Below are 18,567 nucleotides of genomic sequence, written 5' to 3'. Positions count from 1 at the left end.
TGGTGTGGTATCAGAAGCACACCCAGTTCCCGGGGGTGCGGCGCAAGGAGACCAACGTCGTCGGGGTGCGGATCATGCCGTACTTCGCGTTGAAGGGCGGGGCGTTCTTCACCCTGGTCGTCGGGGTGCTGGCGTTGATGTCGGGGTTGTTCCAGATCAACCCGGTGTGGAACTTCGGCCCGTACAACCCGGCGCAGGTGTCGGCGGGCTCGCAGCCCGACTGGTACATGGCCTGGGCCGACGGCATGCTCCGGATCTGGCCGGCGTGGGAGGTCTACCTCGGGAACTACACGATCCCGGCGGTGTTCTTCCCCGGCGCGATCGGCATGCCGGTCCTGATCGGCCTGCTGCTGGCCTACCCGTTCCTCGAGCGCAAGCTGTCCAAGGACACCGCGCACCACAACCTGCTCCAGCGGCCCCGGGACGCCCCGGTCCGCACGGCGCTGGGCGCGATGGCGCTGGGCTTCTTCCTGGTCATCGAGCTGTCGGGCTTCAACGACATCATCGCCGACAGCTTCGACATCTCGCTGAACGCGACGACGTGGGCGGGCCGCATCGGCGTGCTCATCGTGCCGCCGATCGCCTACTACCTGACCTACCGGCTCTGCCTGGGTCTGCAGCGGGCCGACCGCGAGGTGCTCGAGCACGGCATCGAGACGGGCATCATCAAGCGGCTGCCGCACGGTGAGTTCATCGAGATCCACCAGCCGCTCGCCGGCGTCGACAGCCACGGCCACGCGGTCCCGCTCGAGTACCAGGGCGCGCCGGTGCCGAAGAAGATGAACAAGCTGGGCTCGGCCGGTCAGGCCGTGCCGGGCACGTTCTGGTCGCCGGACCCGGCCGAGGAGACCGTCGCGCTGCAGCGGGCCCACGGTCACGGGAACGGGCACGGCAACGGCCACTCGATCACCCAGGGCGAGCCGGGCGAGATCGAGACGGCCGAGGCCGCCAAGGGCTCGGACCACTAGCTCCCCAGCACGACGAAGGCCACCTCCCGCGGGAGGTGGCCTTCGTTCGTTTCAGGCTTCGCCGCGCAGCCGTGCGACGGTCTTCTCCGCCCGTGAGACGCGCGTCGCGGGCTTCTTGGCCTCCGCCACCCACCGGACGTATTCGCGCCGGTGTGAGGGCGGCAGGGCCTCGAAACGCGCGGCCGCGTCCGGCGCCGCGGCGAGCGCGGCGGCCAGCTCGTCGGGGACGCCGGTCAATCCTCGGCGCCGATCGCGAAGGCCTGCTCGGTGTCGGCGCGGGAGTACGACCGGAACGCGATGTGCGTGACGGTGTCGAGCACCCCCGGGACCTTCCCGATCCGGCCGGGGATCAGGTCGGCCAGCTCCTCGTGCGCGGACACCTGGACGGTCGCGATGAGGTCGACGTCGCCGGCGCACGAGTAGACCTCGCCGACGCCGTCGATGTCGGCGATCGCCTGCGCCGCGTCCGGGATCGCGTCCGCCTCAACCTGGATCAGCACGATCGCGGTGATCACCTGGGTCCTCCAAGACTCGTCTGCGGGTGTCGCCCGCGATCCTAGGCCGCGGTGTGCGCCAGCCAATGGTCAGCCAGGGCGCGGTCACCGGTGATGGTGACGTCTTCGGCGGGTCGGCGCCGGGTGAGGACGAGCAGCAGGTCCTGGACGGGGCCGGCCAGGGTGACGTCGGCCGCTTTCGTCTCGCGGGCCCATCGGATGCCGTCGGGTGCACGGGTGACCAGCCAGGCCTGGTCCTGGTCAGGGCGGAGCTGGAGGGTCTGGCCGGTGCCGCACAGCTCGGCGAAGTCCGGCCGGAGGCTCGCCGTGACGGGGTTGGACAGCATCTCGAGCCACTCGCTGATCGCGTCCGTCGCGAGGTCAGGGGCCACTTCGATGGTGGTTCCCGTGGTCAGGGCCGCGTCCGCGTGGTGGATCGTGGTGTCGTGGAGCATCCGGCGCAGCCAGAACCTCGCCGGTTGCGGGCCGAAGAACGTCCAGACCGGCGTTTCGCCCGCGTCCAGGGCCGTCTTGGCGAGGTCGTCGGCGCCTTGGCGGAGCCAGTCGGCCCAGGTCCCGGGGGCACCGGGGTCGGCGTCGAGCGGGTCGGGGACCGGCGACGGGCCGGACCGGACGACGTCGGCGGCCCAGCGGTGGGCCTGGCCGATGTGGCCGACGAGCACCCGCAGCGGCCAGTCCGGGCAGGTGGGGACGCGGGCGTCGGGGTCGGCGCCGGTGACGGTCTCCGCGAACGCGGCGGTGCGGGCGTGCAGTGCCTCGGCGAGGCTGGTGGTGTCCATGGCCGTACCGTAGGAATTCCACCCGGCTGGAGGTTCGACCGAAGGTGACCGAAGACACACTCGGGATCGGCGACCTCGCCCGGCGGACGGGGGTGCCCGTCCGCACGATCCGTTTCTACTGCGACGAAGGGCTGCTGGAGCCCGCGCGCAGCGTCGGCGGCCACCGCCGCTTCGACGGGGCGGCGGTCGACCGCCTGAACCTGATCCGGCGGCTGCGGGGGCTCGGGCTGGGGCTGCGTTCGATCACCGACGTCCTGACCGGCGCTCGTTCGCTGGACGAGGCGGTGGCTTCCGAGCGCGCGGCGCTGGACCGCGAGGTGGCGACGCTGGCCTGGCGGCGGTCGGTGCTGCGCGCGGTGGAGGAGTCTTCGCCGGCGGACCGGGCGGCCCGGCTGGAGCTGCTGTCGGCGGTGCGGGACGGGTTCTCGGCGCACGAGGCGCTGGTCCGCCTGTGGCACCCGATGACCACGGGCCCGATCCCGCCGGACACGGCCCGCATGTTCCTGGACCTCAGCGCGCCGAGGCCGCCGGAGCAGCCGTCGACAGCGCAGGTGGTGGCGTACGCGTCGCTGGTGGTGCTGGCAGCGGACCGGACGCTGGCCGGCCACGTCCGGGCGAGCACGCTGCTGGGCCACGAGCGGATAGCGGACCTGGGCGCGCTCCACGCGGAGGTGGCGGCGGCGTGCTCGCTGGCTTTCGAGCCGGTGGCGGCGGGAGCGGCGCCGGGGCCAGGGGCGGCGTTGGACCGGTTCGTGGCGGCGCACGCGGCGGCGGTGGGGGTGGGGGACACCCCGGAGTTCCGCCGGGCGTTGAACTGCCGGACGGCGCCGGACCGGGATCCGCGGGTGCGGCGGTATTGGCGACTGGCGGGGGAGGTCACGGGGGAGCCGGCACCGATGGGGGTCACGCACACGTGGTTGCTGGACGCCTTGGACCGGTCGGTGGCTTGAGGCTGGCGGGCTTTGCCTGCGATGCGGGAGCGGCCTGGGCTGGTGACGCTGGCGGGCTTGGCTCGGCGCCTGCATCAGCTCACTTGGTCTGAGCCCGCGGCGGGGTGGCGCAGGTCGAGTGGTTTAAGTGCGGCCGCCCAGCCTGGCGGGCGATGTGGTGGGCCCTTCAGGTCGCCAAAGCCGGACCGGCAACCCCGCTCATCGCGCCAGAGCCCAGCCCAGCTCGGCACAATCTCCGCCCAGCCCAGCCCAGCCCAGCCCAGCCCAGCCCAGCTCGGCCCAGCCCGGCCCACCCCGGCCCAGCTAGGTCTGGCCCAGCCCAGCTCGGCCGGACCGCGGCCACCCCGGCCCGCCTGCCAAAGCCTGTCGCCTCACCCCACGTGCTCCAGGGAATGCGCCGTCGAGACCAGGTCCAGCCATCCCCGCCACCCGGCCACCGCCGCCGGCTCGGCCCATGGCCTGGTCGTCCGCACCAAGCGCACCCCCGGGCGGGCCAGCCAGCGCAGCAGCACCCCCACCTCCTCCGGTGGTGCGCCGTTCAACGGGCCCGGGTCCGGCAGCACCGTCTCCGCCGAGGCCACCAGCGCCTCCACCACCGGCATCGGCGGCACCCCGCGCCGGGCCACTCCCGCCGAGGCCAGGCGGCCGTAGCGGATCACCGACAGCTCCCAGCCCCCGTTGCCGTCCGGGGCCGCCGCGATCAGCTCCGCGATCGATGCCAGCGCCGTCTGGCGGTGGGCGCGGCCCAGTGCCCGGATCAGTCCCGCCAGCTCGTCGCGGTGGCGGGCCGCCTGCTCGAAGTGGCGGGCCTCCGCCAGCCGCTCGACCTGGGCCGCCGCCACGTGCAGGGGGCGGCCGTCGAGTCCCGCGATCAGCCCCGACACCGACTCCACCGCCGGGACGTACGCCTCCACGCTCTGCCGTCCCGCGCACGGCGCTCCGCAGCGCCCCAGCTCCGCCAGCACGCACGGGGTCCCGTTCGCCGTCCGCGGTGAGATCCGCTGGGTGCACGTCCGCAGCCCCGACGCCCCGGCCAAGGTGTCCGCGGTCGCGCGGGCGTCCGCCTGGTTGCGGAACGGGCCCAGCACCCCCGGCCGCGGCAGCCGGACCACCGACAGCCGCGGGAACGCCTCCTCCGTCAGCCCGACCCACCAGCCCTGGTGCCGGTTCTTCGACCGCCGGTTGTACGCGGGCCGGTGCGCCGCGATCAGCCGCAGCTCGCGCACCTCCGCCTCCAGCGCGTGCGCGCACACCACGTGGTCGACGCGCTCGGCCAGCGCGACCATCTCGCGGATCCGGCTCCGGCCCTCCGAACCCGTGAAGTACGACCGCACGCGCCGCCGCAGGTCCTTCGCCGTGCCGACGTACAGGACCTCGTCCTTCGGGCCCTTGAAGAGGTAGACGCCCGGCGCCGACGGCAGGTCCGCCGCCAGGTGCCGCTTCGCCCGCTGCGCCACCGTGACCTCGGGCAGGTAGCTCATCAGCTCTTCGAGCGAATGGACGCCCAGGTTGCCGACGCGCTCCAGCAGCCCGTGCAGCACGTCGACCGTCGCGCGCGCGTCGTCGAGCGCCCGGTGCGTCGGCCGCGTGCGCGCTCCGAACAGCAGCGCCAGCGCGGTCAGGTTGTAGCGGCCCACCTCGTCGCGCGGCACCACCCGCCGGGCCAGCCGGACCGTGCAGACGACCGTCAGCTTGGGCCAGACGTAGCCGTGTCCCTCGCACGCCGCCCGCATGTGGGACGTGTCGAACCCCGAGTTGTGCGCCACCAGCACCGAACCGCCGATGAACTCCAGGAACGCCGGCAGCACCTCCTCGATCGGCGGCGCGTCGTAGACCATCGCCTGCGTGATGCCCGTCAGCGACACGATCTGCGGCGGGATCGCCATCCCGGGGTTGACGAGCGTCGCGAACTCGCCCAGCACCTCGCCCGCGCGCACCTTCACCGCGCCGATCTCGGTGATGCCCGACGGCCCCGGCGCGGCCCCGGTCGTCTCGAGGTCGAACACCACGAAAGTCGTGTCCCGCAAGGGAGTTCCGAGCTCGTCGAACGCGAGCTGTGCCTGGATCGAACGCATGTGCGGAGCCTAGAGGCGACCACCGACAGTTTTCGGTCGCGCCCGGTCCGTGTGCCGTGCGGCGCGTGATTCCGGGGCGGGGCCTACCCTGGACCGATGCACCCGCAGCCGCTCGTGCCGGAGCCGCCCGAGGACCCCGCCGGTCCGTCGGGTGTCGCCGCGCGGCCGGAGCAGGCCGACGACCCCGCCGAGGAGCCCGCCGACCAGGCCGGGCGGCCGGATCCGGCCACCTGGCCGGCGCTGCCCGAGCCCGTCCGCGACCGGATCGCCGAGCTCTCGGCCGCCGCCGTCGCGAAGCTGCCCGCCACGGACGTGCCCCGCCAGCTGCGGCCCGTCGCCAAGTTCGCCCCGGCCAAGCGGGCCAAGCTCGGCGGTGCCGCCCTGCTCACCGCGCTCGGCGAGTCGGCCCAGTTCCGGACCGCGGTCATCGAGTGGCTGCGCGAGCACCGCACCGACGCGCTCGACCCCAACGCCGCCGATTCGGTCGCCGCGGCGGCCGCCGCCGTGCTGCTCGGCGAGTCCGGTGCCGCGGGGCGGGTCCGGCTCGTCGCCAAGAACGCCGAGGAAAACTCGCTGCGCGCCGAACGTGACGCCGCGCTGGCCCGCAGCCAGCGCCTCGAAGGCGAGCTCACGCAGCTGCGCGTCGAGCTCGCCGAGGCCAAGAAAGCCGCTGAAGGCGCGCGGGGCGAGCGCGAGGGCGAAGTCGAGAAGCTCTTGAAACGCCTTCGCGAGCAAGGCGTCCAGCTCCGCCAGGCCAAGGACGCGGCCGAAGCGGCGGCCGCCGAGACCGCGCGCGGGTCCGCCGCCCGCGCCGAGGAGATCGCCGCCCTCACCGCCCAGCTCCAGCGCGAACGCCAGCGCGTCGCCACCGAACGCGCCCGCGCCGAACGCGCGGTGGGCGACGCCGAAATCGCCCGCCAGTCCGCCCGCGAGGCCCGCGAGGCCGACGAGGTGCGGCTGGCGCTGCTCATCGACACCATCGACGGCGCGGTCACCGGCCTGCGCCGCGAGCTCGCCCTCGGCGCCCGCGGGGCGCGGCCCGCCGACATGGTCCGCGGCGCCAGCACCGGCAGCGGCCAGGGCGGCAAGATCGCCGACGTGTCCACGTTGGACCGCTACCTGGCGCTGCCGAACGTGCACCTGATCGTCGACGGCTACAACGTCACCAAGACGGGCTACCCCGAGCTGGCGCTGGCCGACCAGCGCGACCGCCTGATCCACCAGCTGTCCGCGCTGGCCGCGCGCACGTCGGCCGAGGTGACGGTCGTGTTCGACGGCGCGGGCGTGCTGTCGGTCCCGGCCTCGGTGCCGCGCGGGGTGCGGGTGCTGTTCTCCGACCGCGGGGTGCTGGCCGACGACGTGATCCGCAACCTCGTCGCGGCCGAGCCCGCGGGCCGGCCGATGGTCGTGGCGACGTCCGACCGCGCGGTGGCGGACTCCGTGCGCGGCGGCGGCGCCCACCCGACGCCGTCCGCGGTGCTGGTGAGCCGCTTGTCGCGGGTCTGACCAGCCGGCCGAAGTGCAGGTCAGCCGCCTCTTCCGGGGCCGGTCGACGGAAATTGTCGGTGGTGGCGCCTACCGTGCTCCTCAGTCAGTCCCGGCGTGAGGAGGAGCACATGAACGACACCCCCGACCTGTCCGAAGTGGACGTCTCGCACATTTCGGTTTCGGACATCGAAAACGTGGTGGTCGACTGCGATCGCTGCGTCGTCCGCGGCATCTCCTGCCACGACTGCGTGGTGACCGTGCTGCTGGGCGCGCCACCCGCCGTCGTGTGGGACGCCGACGAGCGGCGGGCCCTGGACGCGTTCGCCGACGCGGGGATGGTGCCCCGCCTCCGGCTGGTCGAAGGACCCCTCCCGAACACGGCCTGACCCCCGTTTCGTGTCGGCGCGCCGAGTGGTCGATCGGATCAGGTGAACGGTATGTAGCCGAATTGGCCCCGGAAGAAACCCCAGCGTGTAACGCCGATCACATGTTTTCTCCCCTGCTGGTCCGATGGTGTTTCCGGGCGCTACGGAGAGTTTTTGCCCCCCGGGCGGTGGACGTGGTGGCGGTCTTTTCGTAACCTGTCCGAGATCTCGTGGCCCCTGGCCGTCGAAAAGGGCGGCGACGCGGGATCGCCGCCGGACGCAGCTTTGTCGGGAAGCTGGGAACCGGAACCACCACCGCGTGCGGAACCTGTTGCAGCAGAAGACGGCTCGCGCGCGGGGCGGGACAGCGGCGAAGAGGACTACCCCCGACCTCTTCGTGCCCCGGTCCCCTCGGCGGCCGAGACGCAAAGGAGACCCGCGCGACCGTGCAGTCGCATCCAGTTAGGCGCGTGGTTTCAGGTGCCCTCGCCGCGGCTTCGGTGATCACCCTCGTCACCATCGCCCAGCCGACGGCCACCGCCGCCCCCATCCCCGTCCTCCAGGCCCCGCCGACCGGTTCGGACGCCCTCGCCCAGTACCGCGACCTCGCGGCCCAGGCCGAAAAGCTCAACGAAGACCTGCTCAAGGCCCAGGACGACCTGAAGGCCAAGCAGGGTGAGCTCGACAAGGCCACCGCCGACGTCAACGCGGCCAAGGACCAGGCCGCTTCGGCGGCCGAGAACCAGAAGAAGTACCAGACCCAGGTCGACAAGTTCGCCGGCGCGTCGTTCACCAGCGGCGTCCAGCTGAACAAGCTGTCGGCGCTGCTGGCCGGGACGTCCACTCAGGACTTCCTCGACCGCTCCTCGGCCCTCGAGGTCATCGCGACCGAGAAGAACGGCGCGATGGGCAACCTCACCGGCGCCGTCCAGCAGGCCACCGATGCCACGAACAAGGCTTCCGACGCGGCGAAGCGCGCGACTGACGCGCGGGACGCGGCGGCGAAGCTGACCGACGACATCCGGGCCAAGCAGAAGACGCTGAACGACCAGATCGACCAGCTGAAGGCGGCCAACAAGAGCCTGAGCGCGGCCGACAAGGCCGCCCAGGGCGACAAGGGCGGCTCGCCCACCGGCCTCAAGGCGCCCACCGCGGCCGCCCAGACCGCGCTGGACGCGGCGCTGGGCAAGCGGGGCAGCGCGTACGTCTGGGGCGCCACCGGGCCGAGCACGTTCGACTGCTCGGGCCTGATGCTGTGGGCCTACAAGCAGGCGGGCATCACGCTGCCCCGGTCGAGCCGCGAGCAGTCCACCTTCGGCGCCGCGGTGCCGCGGGACCAGCTCCAGCCGGGCGACCTCGTGTTCTACTACTCGCCCGTTTCGCACGTCGGCATGTACATCGGCGACGGCAAGATGGTCCACGCGCCCGACACCGGTGACGTCGTGAAGATCTCGCCGCTGCAGAGCCAGTACGCGGGAGCGCGACGCCCGACGTCGTGACCTGACGCACCAAGCCGAAGGGGCGGTACCGCACACACGCGGTGCCGCCCTTTCGCCGTGTCATCCGAGGCTCCGCCTCGGGCCGGGGGCTTCGCCACCCGGACCCCCGAACGAAGTGAGGTGGGGGCCGCTAGCCTCAGGGGCGTGCTCAAGACCCTGCTCGTGACCAACGACTTCCCGCCGCGGCCCGGGGGGATCCAGAACTACCTGAACTCCCTGGCCACCCGGCTGCCGGCGGACGACCTGGTCGTCTACGCGCCGTCGTGGGAGTCGCGGACGGGGTCGCACGAGGAGTTCGACGCCGAGGCGCCGTTCGAGGTCGTCCGGCACCCGACGTCGCTGATGCTGCCGACGCCGGACGTCCTTCGCCGCGCGAAGCAGATCATGCGGGCGCACGACTGCGAAGCCGTCTGGTTCGGTGCCGCCGCGCCGCTCGCGCTGCTGGGGCACTCGCTGCGCCAGGCCGGCGCACGTCGCGTCGTGGCGGCCACGCACGGCCACGAAGTCGGCTGGTCGATGCTCCCGGGCTCGCGGCAGGCGTTGCGGCGCATCGGGGACACCGTGGACGTCCTCACCTACGTCAGCCGGTACACGCGGGGGCGGTTCGCCGCCGCCTTCGGCCCGATGGCCGGGCTGGAGCTGCTGCCGTCCGGAGTGGACACCGAGCTGTACCGGCCGGACCCGGCCGGCCGCGCGGAAGTCCGCGCGCGCCACGGGCTGTCCGACCGCCCCACGATCGTGTGCGTGTCCCGGCTCGTCCCGCGCAAGGGCCAGGACCAGCTGATCCGCGCGCTGCCGGCGATCCGGCGGCGCGTCCCGGACGCGGCGCTGCTGATCGTCGGCGGCGGCCCGTACCGCAAGACGCTCGCCGGGCTGGTCGGCGAGCTGGGGCTGGCGGGCGACGTCGTGTTCACCGGGTCGGTGCCGTGGGCCGAGCTGCCGGCGCACTACGCCGCGGGTGACGTCTTCGCCATGCCGGCCCGCACCCGCGGCAAGGGCCTCGACGTCGAGGCCCTCGGCATCGTCTACCTGGAGGCCTCGGCGACCGGTCTGCCGGTGGTCGCGGGCAACTCCGGCGGCGCGCCCGAGACGGTGCTCGACGAGGTCACCGGGCACGTCGTCGAGGGCCGGGACGTCGGCCAGCTCGCCGAGACACTGGCCAGCCTGCTCGCGGACCCCGTGCGGGCCCGCCGGATGGGCGAGGCCGGCCGCGCGTGGGTGAGCGAGAACTGGCGCTGGGACACCATGGCCGCGCGGCTGTCGGGGCTCCTGGACGGCGACCCGGTGGCCGCCGTCCGCTGAGGCGTCACGGCGTGTAGAGCGCCGGGTGCCGCGGATCGTCGACGCGCACGACGACGTCGGCGAGCGAGCTCGGATCGACCTCTTCCTCGTACCGCTCGTAGGCCGGGACCGCCCAGGCGTCCGGCACGCGGCGGCGCAGGGCGGCGGGGGAGAGCCACAGGTGCACGGCCAGATCGAAGGCCAGGCCGGTGCCCAGCAGCAGTTCGCCGTCGAGGAGGACCACCCCGCCTTCGGGGAGCGGCACCCGCTCGGCGCGGGTCGCGCGGTCGCGCTCGGCGTCCCACAGCGACGGCAGGACCTCGCCGGAGCCGGTTTCCCCCAGCGGGTCGAGGACTTCGCGGCGCAGGGCGCCGAGGTCGAGCCAGTCGGTGTAGCGCGCGTCGGGGTCGGTGCGGCCGTGCTCGAAGCGCAGGGACGCGGGCCGCAGGAAGTCGCGCGCTGAGACGCGCAGGGCCGCGCGGCCGCGCAGGCGCAGCGGGTCGACCAGGGCGTCGGCGAGTTCTGTGGTTTCCGTCGCACCCGCCGCGCCGTCGACGGCGACCGCGATCCGTCGGCGCCCGGTGAGCGCGGCGATGCGTTCGGTCAGCTCTTCGGCCAGTACGGCGGGGGAAATCGGGCGGTAGCGCACGGATGACGATCCTGCACCCGGACCGGGGCCGGGTTTTGTCGTACCCCGGTGGAATGATGCCGGCATGACTTCTTCAGTGGGGAAGACGGCCGATGTCGGGTGGAACATCGGGGTTTCCCGCACGCTGCCCTACACCGCCGGGACGGTCTGGGAGTTCCTGGTCAGCCGCGACGGCGTCGCCATCTGGCTCGGTCCCGGGGTCGAGCTGCCGCGGGAGACCGGCGCGGAGTACGAGACGGCCAACGGCACGGTCGGGGAGATGCGCAGCTTCGTCGAGGGTGACCGGGTGCGGCTGACGTGGCGGCCGAGCGACTGGGACCACGATTCGACGGTCCAGGTGCGGCTCAGCGGCTCGGGCGCGAAGACCACGCTGCGGTTCCACCAGGAGTGGCTTTCGGACGCGGAGGAGCGCGAGCAACAGCGGGCATACTGGCAGGACGTGACCGAGCGCGTGGTGGCGGCACTCGCCGAGCGCTGAGGCTGACTGCATGGGGGCGGCGATGACGGCGATCGAAGTGGCCGAGGACTTCGCGCAGGACGCGCACCTATTCGCGGCGATGCTGCGCGCGGGCGGGCCGGTGCGCCGGGTCCGGATGCCGCGTGGCCTGGACTGCTACGTCGTCACGGACTTCGCTCTGGCGCGGGCGCTGCTGGCGGATTCCCGGCTGCACAAGGACAACCGGCGTGCGTACGAGCTGTTCGAGGCGAAGTTCCCGGCCGGGGCGACGAACCAGGGCGGCTCCGGCGAAGCGCTCGGGCGGCACATGCTCAACACGGACCCGCCGGACCACTCGCGGCTGCGCAAGCTGGTGAACAAGGCGTTCACCGGGCGGACGGTGGCCCGGCTGCGGCCGCGGATCGAGGAGATCACCACCGAGCTGCTCGACGCGCTGGCCGGGCAGGAGCGGGTCGACCTGCTGCCGTCGTTCGCCGCGCCGCTGCCGATCACCGTGATCTGCGAGCTGCTGGGCGTCGCCCCGGAGGACCGGACCGAGTTCTCCGCCTGGTCGAAGACGCTGCTGAGCTCGTCGACGCCGGAAGACGCGCAGCACGCGGCGCAGAGCATGCTCTCCTACCTCACCGGCCTCGTCGAGCAGAAGCGCGCCGAGCCGGCCGAAGACCTGCTGTCGGACCTGGTGCACGCGAGCGACGACGGCGACTCACTCTCGCAGGACGAGCTCATCTCGATGGCGTTCCTGCTGCTGGTCGCCGGCCACGAGACCACGGTCAACCTGATCGCCAACAGCGTCCTGGCGCTGCTGCGCGAGCCGGGGCAGCTGGCCCTGCTGCGCGCCGACCCGTCGTTGATGCCGGGCGCCGTCGAGGAGTTCCTCCGCTTCGACGGCCCGATCCACCTGGCCACGCTCCGGTTCACCGCGGAGGCGGTCGAGGCGGGCGAGGTGACGATTCCGGCGGGCGAGTTCGTGCTGATCTCGCTGCTGGGCGCGAATCGCGACGACGAGCGGTTCCCGGACGCGGACCGCCTCGACGTCACGCGGGCGGCGGGCGGGCACCTGGCCTTCGGGCACGGCATCCACTACTGCGTCGGCGCGCCCCTGGCCCGCCTGGAGGCCGAGATCGCGCTGGCCGGCCTAGTGGCGCGGTTCCCCGGCCTGGCGCTGGACGCGAAGCCGGACGAGCTGCGCTACCGGTACAGCTCCCTGGTGCACGGACTGGAGGCGTTGCCGGTCCGCCTGCGGTGACATCGTAGGGTCGGCCCCTATGGAAGCCGACTTGCTCGCTCTGGACGCCCAGCACGTCTGGCACCCGTACGCGCCGATGCCGGCGAAGGTGCCTTCGCTGCTGGTCACCGAGGCGAGCGGGGTCCGGCTAAAGCTCGCCGACGGCCGGGAGCTGGTCGACGGGATGTCGTCGTGGTGGTCGGCCGTCCACGGCTACCGGCACCCGGTGCTCGATGCCGCTCTCGCCGAGCAGGCCGGGCGGATGAGCCACGTCATGTTCGGCGGCCTGACCCACGAGCCCGCGATCACCCTCGCGAAGACTCTGGTCGACGTGACGCCCGAGGGCCTCGAGCACGTCTTCCTCTGCGACTCCGGCTCGGTGTCGGTCGAGGTCGCCGCGAAGATGTGCTTGCAGTACCAGCGTTCCCGCGGGCTGCCGGAGAAGCGCCGCCTGCTGACCTGGCGCGGTGGCTACCACGGCGACACGTTCACGCCGATGAGCGTGTGCGACCCCGACGGCGGCATGCACTCGCTGTGGCGCGGCGTGCTGCCCGAGCAGGTCTTCGTGCCGGCCCCGCCGTCCGGGTTCGACACCCCGCCCGAGCAGTCCTATGTGGACACGCTGGCCGACGCGATCGGCGCCCACGCCGGGGAACTGGCCGCGGTGATCGTCGAACCGGTCGTGCAGGGTGCCGGCGGGATGCGGTTCCACCACCCCGCCTACCTGCGTGCGCTGCGGGAACTGACCGAGGCGCACGACGTGCTGCTGATCTTCGACGAGATCGCCACCGGCTTCGGCCGCACCGGCGCGTTCTTCGCCGCCGAGCACGCGGGCGTGACGCCGGACGTCCTCTGCCTCGGCAAGGCGCTGACCGGCGGCTACCTGAGCATGGCGGCGGCGCTGTGCACCCCGGAGGTCGCGGCGGGGATCTCCCGCGGCGCGCTGCCGGTCCTCGCGCACGGGCCGACGTTCATGGGCAACCCGCTGGCCTCGGCGGTGGCGAACGCCTCGCTGGGTCTCCTCGCCGGCGGCGCGTGGCGGCAGGACGTCAGCCGGCTCGAAAAGGGCCTGCTGGACGGCCTCGCACCGGCGCGCGACCTCGGCTCGGTCGTCGACGTCCGGGTGCTCGGCGGGATCGGCGTGCTGCAGCTCGACCACCCCGTCGACATGGCGGTGGCCACCGACGTCGTCACCGCGCAGGGCGTCTGGCTGCGGCCGTTCCGGGACCTCGTCTACGCGATGCCGCCGTACGTGTCGACTGACGACGACCTGGCCGCGATCACCCGCGCGATGCTTGCCGTGGCGGAAAAGGCGTGAATTCAGCACATCGGGTGTGACCACGCGCACACCGAGACCCGAAGGTCTCTCATCGTCGCGCTCCGTGCCGTTGCGCGGTCCGCACCACGCGATCGGCGGAGGTTCCCGCGCGCTTTTCGCCTGAAAGGTCCGGCGGACCGAACCGATCCGTACCGGGACAAACGCGAGAAATGCTTGCGTAGCGGACTTTTCGCGCGGTATCGGCGATCCTGCCCCCATGATCGAGATCGTTCGTGGAGAACACGACACCGGACCCCCGACGACCCCCAAGTTCCTGGAGAACCTCAAGCACGATGTCCTCGCTTCGATAGTCGTCTTCCTCGTCGCCGTCCCCCTGTCCCTCGGCGTGGCCTTCGCCGCCGGGGCGCCGCTGCTCTCGGGCCTGATCTCCGCCGTCGTCGGCGGACTGGTCGCGAGCGCCTTCGGCGGATCGCCGCTGCAGGTCAGCGGCCCGTCCGCCGCCCTCACCGTGGTGCTGGCCGACACGATCGCCACCCACGGCTGGCCCGTCACCTGCGCGATCACCGTCGCCGCGGGCCTGCTCCAGATCCTCTTCGGCCTGACCCGCCTCGCCCGCGCCGCGCTCGCCGTGTCGCCGGCCATCGTCCACGGCCTGCTCGCCGGCATCGGCGTCACGCTGGTGCTCGGCCAGCTGCACGTCGTGCTCGGCGGCTCGGCCCAGGGCTCAGCGCTGGCCAACGTCCTCGCGTTGCCCCGGCAGATCGCCGCGCACCACGACCAGGCCGTGCTGATCGGCGTGGTCACCCTCGCGGTGCTGCTGGCGTGGCCACGGCTGCCGAAGCCCGTCCGCCGCGTGCCCGCGCCGCTGGCCGCCGTCGCGCTGGCCACCGGCCTTTCCGTCGCGGCCGGCATGTCCCTGCCGCGCGTCGACCTCCCGGCCGGGCTGCCCACGCTGAACGTCGTGCCACGGCTGCCCGACGGCGGCTGGGGCGGCTTCGCGGTCGCCGCGCTCACCATCGCGCTGATCGCCGGCCTGGAGAGCCTGCTGTCCGCGGTCTCGGTGGACAAGCTCCGCGGCGGCCCGCGCACCGACCTCGACCGCGAGCTCATCGGGCAGGGCGCGGCGAACGTCGCCGCCGGCGCGCTCGGCGGGTTCCCGGTCACCGGCGTCATCGTCCGCAGCATGACCAACTACGAAGCGGGGGCGCGCACCCGCGCGTCGGCGATCCTGCACTGCGCCTGGATCCTCGCCGCGTGCCTGCTGTTCACCGGCGCCCTGCGGCTGATCCCGCTGGCCGCGCTCGCCGCGCTGCTCGTGTACGTCGGCGCGAAGCTCGTGAACCTGCACGGGCTCAAGGAAGTGCGGCGCCACGGCGACCTGCCGGTGTACGCCGTCACGCTGGCCGGCGCGGTTGCCGTCAACCTGCTGACCGGCGTCGCCGCCGGGGTCTTGCTGGCGCTGGCGATGATGCTGCGGCGGATGATCTTCTCCGGCATCCACGTCGAAAGGGACGACGGCGGCCGCCACCGCGTCGTCATCGAAGGCGCGCTGACGTTCCTGTCCGTGCCGCGGCTGACCCGGGTGCTCGCCGAGGTGCCCGCGCACGCCGACGTCCGGCTGGAGCTGCTCGTCGACTACCTCGACCACGCCGCGTTCGACTGCCTGCGCGGCTGGCAGCAGGCCCACGCCGGGCCGGTGACGGTCGACGAGATCGGGCACCCGTGGTTCGAGCGCGGCACCTCGGGCGCGCCGACCGTGCGCCGCAGCGTCGCCGCGCGCGTGGTGCCGCGGTGGCTCGCCCCGTGGTCGGAGTGGCAGGCCGAGCACGTCGTGCTGCCGGCCCAGCGGACGGCCAGCTCCCTGTTGTGCCGCGGTGCTTCGGAGTTCCACCGCCGCACGGCGCCGCTGCTGCGCGACACGTGGAGCGGGCTGGCGCACGGGCAGCAGCCGCACACGCTGTTCATCACCTGCGGGGACGCGCGGATCGTGCCGAACCTCATCACCACGAGCGGGCCGGGTGACCTGTTCACCGTGCGGAACATCGGCAACCTCGTGCCGCCGGCGGACGGCGACGACTCTTCGGTCGGCGCGGCGATCGAGTACGCCGTCGGGGTGCTCGGGGTCGCCGAGATCGTCGTGTGCGGGCATTCCGGTTGCGGGGCGATGAAGGCGCTGCTCGGCCAGGCGCCGGCCGGGCTCGTGCAGCTCGGCAGCTGGCTGCGGCACGGCGAAGCGACGTTGCGGCGGCGGAGCCGGGAGGCTCCGCTGCTGCTCGGCGGGGAACGGCCCGGTGCCGAGGCCGACCAGCTCGCGCTGCAGAACGTCGTGCAGCAGCTGGAAACCCTGCGCGGGTACCCGGTGGTGGCGGAGGCGCTGGCCCGCGGGGGGCTCCGGCTGACCGGGATGTACTTCGACGTCGGCGCCACACAAGTGTCCCTTTTGGAGGATGCAGCGCGCGGGTTCGTGCGGGCGGGTGCGCTGGAGCACTGATTACAGCGACTGAAAAGAGTAAGTGACTTGAGTGTTTTCAGTCACTGAAAGTTTCAGTCACTGAAGGCCGGCTTCAGGCGAGGTGGGCTCCGGAGCCGGCCTTCTCGTCGTCCCGGTCCGCGGGATGCGTTGTGTCGTACGGCTTTCAACTGTCACGCGACCGAAATGATCTTGTGAACGACAGGTGAACAGCGCGCCCGATTTGTGACGTCTGGGCTAAATATGGCCAGTTGTTCACTCGATCGGGTGGTGCATAGCGGACATTTCACACGATTTCCGGTTGCATGGTGATCATGAGACCCCTCGCCGTGCTCCGACACGACCTGCCGGCCTCACTGGTCGTCTTCCTCGTCGCAGTACCCCTGTCCCTCGGCATCGCCCTCGCTTCGGGCGCGCCGGTCGCCGCCGGGTTGATCGCCGCGGTCATCGGCGGCATCGTCGCCGGTGCCCTCGGCGGCTCCGCGCTCCAGGTAAGCGGGCCCGCCGCCGGCCTGACCGTCGTCATGGCCGAAACCATCCAGACGTTCGGCTGGGCCGTCACCTGCGCCATCACCGTCGCGGCCGGCGCGCTGCAGATCCTGCTGGGGCTGAGCCGGATCGCCCGCGCCGCGCTGGCCATCTCGCCGGCCATCGTGCACGGCATGCTGGCCGGCATCGGCGTCACGATCGTGCTCGGCCAGCTGCACGTCATCCTCGGCGGGAAGGCCCAGAGCTCGGCGGTGGAGAACATCGCCGAGCTGCCCGGCCAGATCGTCGCCCACCACGACTCCGCCGCCCTGATCGGCCTGCTCACCATCGCGATCCTGCTGCTCTGGCCGAAGCTCCCGGCCGCCGTCCGCAAGGTGCCCGGGCCGCTGGCCGCGATCGCCACCGCGACGGTCGTGTCGGTGGTCGCCGGGATGACGCTGCCGCGCGTCGAGCTGCCCGGTGACCTGCTGGACGTCCACCTCGTTCCGCAGCTGCCGGACGGCGGGTGGGGCGGGTTCGCGCTCGCCGTCGTCACGATCGCCCTGATCGCCAGCGTGGAGAGCCTGCTTTCGGCGGTCGCGGTCGACCGCCTGCACACCGGCCCGCGCGCCCACCTCAACCGGGAGCTCGTCGGCCAGGGCGCGGCCAACATGCTGTCCGGGGCGGTGGGCGGGCTGCCGGTCACCGGCGTCATCGTCCGCAGCTCCACAAACGTCGCCGCCGGCGCGAAAACCCGGGTGTCGGCGGTGCTGCACGGCGTCTGGGTGCTGCTGTTCGTCGTCCTGCTGGCCGGGCTGATCCAGAGCATCCCGCTGGCGGCGCTGGCCGGGCTGCTGGTGCACGTCGGCGCGAAACTGGTCAACCCCGGGCACATGAGGACCGTCCTCGCCCACGGCGACCTGCCCGTCTACCTGCTCACCCTCGCCGGCGTCGTCGTGTTCGACCTGCTGACCGGCGTCCTGGCCGGGATCGGCCTGTCGCTGGTGCTGATGCTGCGCCGGACGCTGTGGTCCGGCATCCACATCGAGGCGGAAGGCGACGAGCACCGCGTCGTCGTCGAAGGCGTCCTGACGTTCCTGTCGGTGCCGCGGCTGTCGCGGGTGCTCGGCGCCATCCCGGCCGGGGTGCCGGTGCGGCTGGAGCTGGTCGTCGACTACCTCGACCACGCGGCGTTCGAGAGCCTGACGACGTGGCAGCAGGCGCACGAGCGCGCCGGCGGCACGGTGGACGTCGACGAGGTCGGCCACCCGTGGTTCGGCGAGGGCAAGGCGGGCCGCCCGACGCGGTCCCGGCTGGCCGCCAGCCGGGCGGTGCCGCGCTGGCTGGCGCCGTGGTCGGAATGGCAAGCGGTGGAAGGGATCCCGGCCCAGCAGACCCGCCGCGGCGCGACCGAGTTCCACCGCCGCGCGGCCCCGCTGCTGCGCGACACGCTGTCCGGCCTCGCCGACGGCCAGCGCCCCCGCACGCTGTTCATCACCTGCGGCGACTCCCGGATCGTGCCGAACCTGATCACGACGAGCGGCCCGGGCGACCTGTTCACGATCCGCAACATCGGCAACCTGGTCCCGCCGGGGCAGGCCGATCCGTCGATGAACGCGTCGATCGAGTACGCGGTCGGGGTGCTGGGAGTGGAGGAGATCGTGGTGTGCGGTCATTCGGGCTGCGGCGCGATGGCGGCCTTGGCGGAGGGACCGCCGCCGGGGCCGCTGTCGGTCTGGCTCCGGCACGCGGAGCCGAGCGCCCACCGCACGGGCTCGGCAACGCTGGACGGCGGGGTCCCGGACCGCGAAGGCGACCGGCTGGCGCTGCACAACGTGCTGCAGCAGCTGGAGCACCTGCGGGAGTACCCATCGGTGGCGACCGCCGAGGCAGCGGGGAAGGTTCAGCTGACGGGGATGTACTTCGCGGTGGGGACCGCGCAGGTGTACCTGTTCGACGGAGCGGAGCGGACCTTCCGCCCGGCCGGCGCCGCTGTGGGGGCGCCGGGAGCGTGAGGGTCGTCGCGGGGACGACGCCCTGTGGACCCCGGCGCTCGACATGCTGAACCACCTGAGCGCCGAGCGCCGGGGCACGCTGGC

General features: G+C 73.0%; 16 protein-coding genes. 11 read left to right on the top strand and 5 right to left on the bottom strand.

The features are described 5' to 3' along the window. The coding region (locus ABZ342_RS47025; RefSeq protein WP_360488067.1) for a cytochrome b N-terminal domain-containing protein at positions 1–968 on the top strand (968 nt) is incomplete at its 5' end. Positions 969–1,019: 51 nt separating this feature from the next. On the opposite strand, the gene ABZ342_RS47020 is transcribed toward ABZ342_RS47025, so the two are convergent. From ABZ342_RS47020 to ABZ342_RS47010, 3 genes are read right to left on the bottom strand one after another with little or no spacing between them, the layout of a single operon-like run. Continuing rightward, positions 1,020–1,205 (bottom strand): YdeI/OmpD-associated family protein, encoded by a 186-nt coding sequence (locus tag ABZ342_RS47020; RefSeq protein ID WP_360488064.1) that lies wholly within the window; start codon positions 1,203–1,205, stop codon positions 1,020–1,022. Further along, positions 1,202–1,483 carry an Lrp/AsnC ligand binding domain-containing protein gene (locus ABZ342_RS47015; protein WP_155541919.1) on the bottom strand — a complete coding sequence of 94 codons (282 nt, stop codon included), beginning with the start codon at positions 1,481–1,483 and terminating at the stop codon, positions 1,202–1,204. The genes ABZ342_RS47020 and ABZ342_RS47015 overlap by 4 nt, the downstream gene beginning before the upstream one ends. Positions 1,484–1,524: 41 nt before the next feature. Next, positions 1,525–2,262: a maleylpyruvate isomerase family mycothiol-dependent enzyme gene (locus tag ABZ342_RS47010; RefSeq protein WP_360488061.1), complete on the bottom strand. Its 738-nt coding sequence runs from the start codon at positions 2,260–2,262 to the stop codon at positions 1,525–1,527. Positions 2,263–2,306: 44 nt separating this feature from the next. Here ABZ342_RS47010 and ABZ342_RS47005 point away from each other — a divergent pair, with 44 nt between their 5' ends. After that, a complete protein-coding gene (locus ABZ342_RS47005; RefSeq protein WP_360488058.1) occupies positions 2,307–3,212 on the top strand; it encodes a MerR family transcriptional regulator in 906 nt (301 codons plus the stop codon). A gap of 371 nt (positions 3,213–3,583) precedes the next feature. Here ABZ342_RS47005 and ABZ342_RS47000 read toward each other — a convergent pair whose 3' ends face one another. Next, the gene (locus tag ABZ342_RS47000) at positions 3,584–5,287 is read right to left on the bottom strand and encodes a DEDD exonuclease domain-containing protein (RefSeq protein WP_360488055.1); all 1,704 of its coding nucleotides are present in this window, start codon (positions 5,285–5,287) and stop codon (positions 3,584–3,586) included. Positions 5,288–5,383: 96 nt separating this feature from the next. On the opposite strand from ABZ342_RS47000, the gene ABZ342_RS46995 reads away from it, so the two are divergent. The 4 genes from ABZ342_RS46995 to ABZ342_RS46980 all read left to right on the top strand — a co-directional run bounded on the left by ABZ342_RS46995 (position 5,384) and on the right by ABZ342_RS46980 (position 9,941). Then, complete coding sequence (locus ABZ342_RS46995; protein WP_360488052.1) at positions 5,384–6,793, top strand: NYN domain-containing protein; 1,410 nt, start codon at positions 5,384–5,386, stop codon at positions 6,791–6,793. Between the two features lie 110 nt (positions 6,794–6,903). Further along, positions 6,904–7,161 carry a hypothetical protein gene (locus ABZ342_RS46990; protein WP_155541924.1) on the top strand — a complete coding sequence of 86 codons (258 nt, stop codon included), beginning with the start codon at positions 6,904–6,906 and terminating at the stop codon, positions 7,159–7,161. A 425-nt stretch (positions 7,162–7,586) separates the two neighbouring features. After that, positions 7,587–8,639, top strand: coding sequence for a C40 family peptidase (locus tag ABZ342_RS46985; RefSeq protein ID WP_196425220.1), 1,053 nt, complete (start codon positions 7,587–7,589; stop codon positions 8,637–8,639). A 144-nt stretch (positions 8,640–8,783) separates the two neighbouring features. Further along, positions 8,784–9,941: a glycosyltransferase family 4 protein gene (locus ABZ342_RS46980; protein WP_360488048.1), complete on the top strand. Its 1,158-nt coding sequence runs from the start codon at positions 8,784–8,786 to the stop codon at positions 9,939–9,941. Between the two features lie 4 nt (positions 9,942–9,945). On the opposite strand, the gene ABZ342_RS46975 is transcribed toward ABZ342_RS46980, so the two are convergent. After that, the gene (locus ABZ342_RS46975) at positions 9,946–10,569 is read right to left on the bottom strand and encodes a uridine kinase (protein ID WP_360488045.1); all 624 of its coding nucleotides are present in this window, start codon (positions 10,567–10,569) and stop codon (positions 9,946–9,948) included. A gap of 64 nt (positions 10,570–10,633) precedes the next feature. Here ABZ342_RS46975 and ABZ342_RS46970 point away from each other — a divergent pair, with 64 nt between their 5' ends. The 5 genes from ABZ342_RS46970 (at position 10,634) to ABZ342_RS46950 (ending at position 18,483) form a co-directional block, all read left to right on the top strand. Further along, on the top strand, positions 10,634–11,047 hold the full coding sequence (locus tag ABZ342_RS46970; RefSeq protein WP_196425222.1) for an SRPBCC domain-containing protein: 414 nt from the start codon (positions 10,634–10,636) through the stop codon (positions 11,045–11,047). A gap of 22 nt (positions 11,048–11,069) precedes the next feature. Beyond that, entirely contained in the window at positions 11,070–12,272 is a 1,203-nt protein-coding gene (locus ABZ342_RS46965) for a cytochrome P450 (protein ID WP_360488042.1), read from the top strand. A 19-nt stretch (positions 12,273–12,291) separates the two neighbouring features. Next, positions 12,292–13,569, top strand: a complete 1,278-nt coding sequence (locus ABZ342_RS46960; protein WP_360488039.1) for an adenosylmethionine--8-amino-7-oxononanoate transaminase — start codon at positions 12,292–12,294, stop codon at positions 13,567–13,569. 217 nt (positions 13,570–13,786) lie between these two features. After that, positions 13,787–16,021: a SulP family inorganic anion transporter gene (locus ABZ342_RS46955; RefSeq protein WP_360488037.1), complete on the top strand. Its 2,235-nt coding sequence runs from the start codon at positions 13,787–13,789 to the stop codon at positions 16,019–16,021. A gap of 284 nt (positions 16,022–16,305) precedes the next feature. Further along, positions 16,306–18,483 (top strand): bifunctional SulP family inorganic anion transporter/carbonic anhydrase, encoded by a 2,178-nt coding sequence (locus ABZ342_RS46950; RefSeq protein WP_360488034.1) that lies wholly within the window; start codon positions 16,306–16,308, stop codon positions 18,481–18,483. Positions 18,484–18,567: the final 84 nt, after the last annotated feature.

It is taken from the genome of Amycolatopsis sp. NPDC005961, from assembly GCF_040629235.1.
Taxonomy (GTDB): domain Bacteria; phylum Actinomycetota; class Actinomycetes; order Mycobacteriales; family Pseudonocardiaceae; genus Amycolatopsis; species Amycolatopsis camponoti.
The sequence above is the reverse complement of the archived record's forward strand: the minus strand, read 5'-3'. Positions and strand labels throughout refer to the sequence as shown.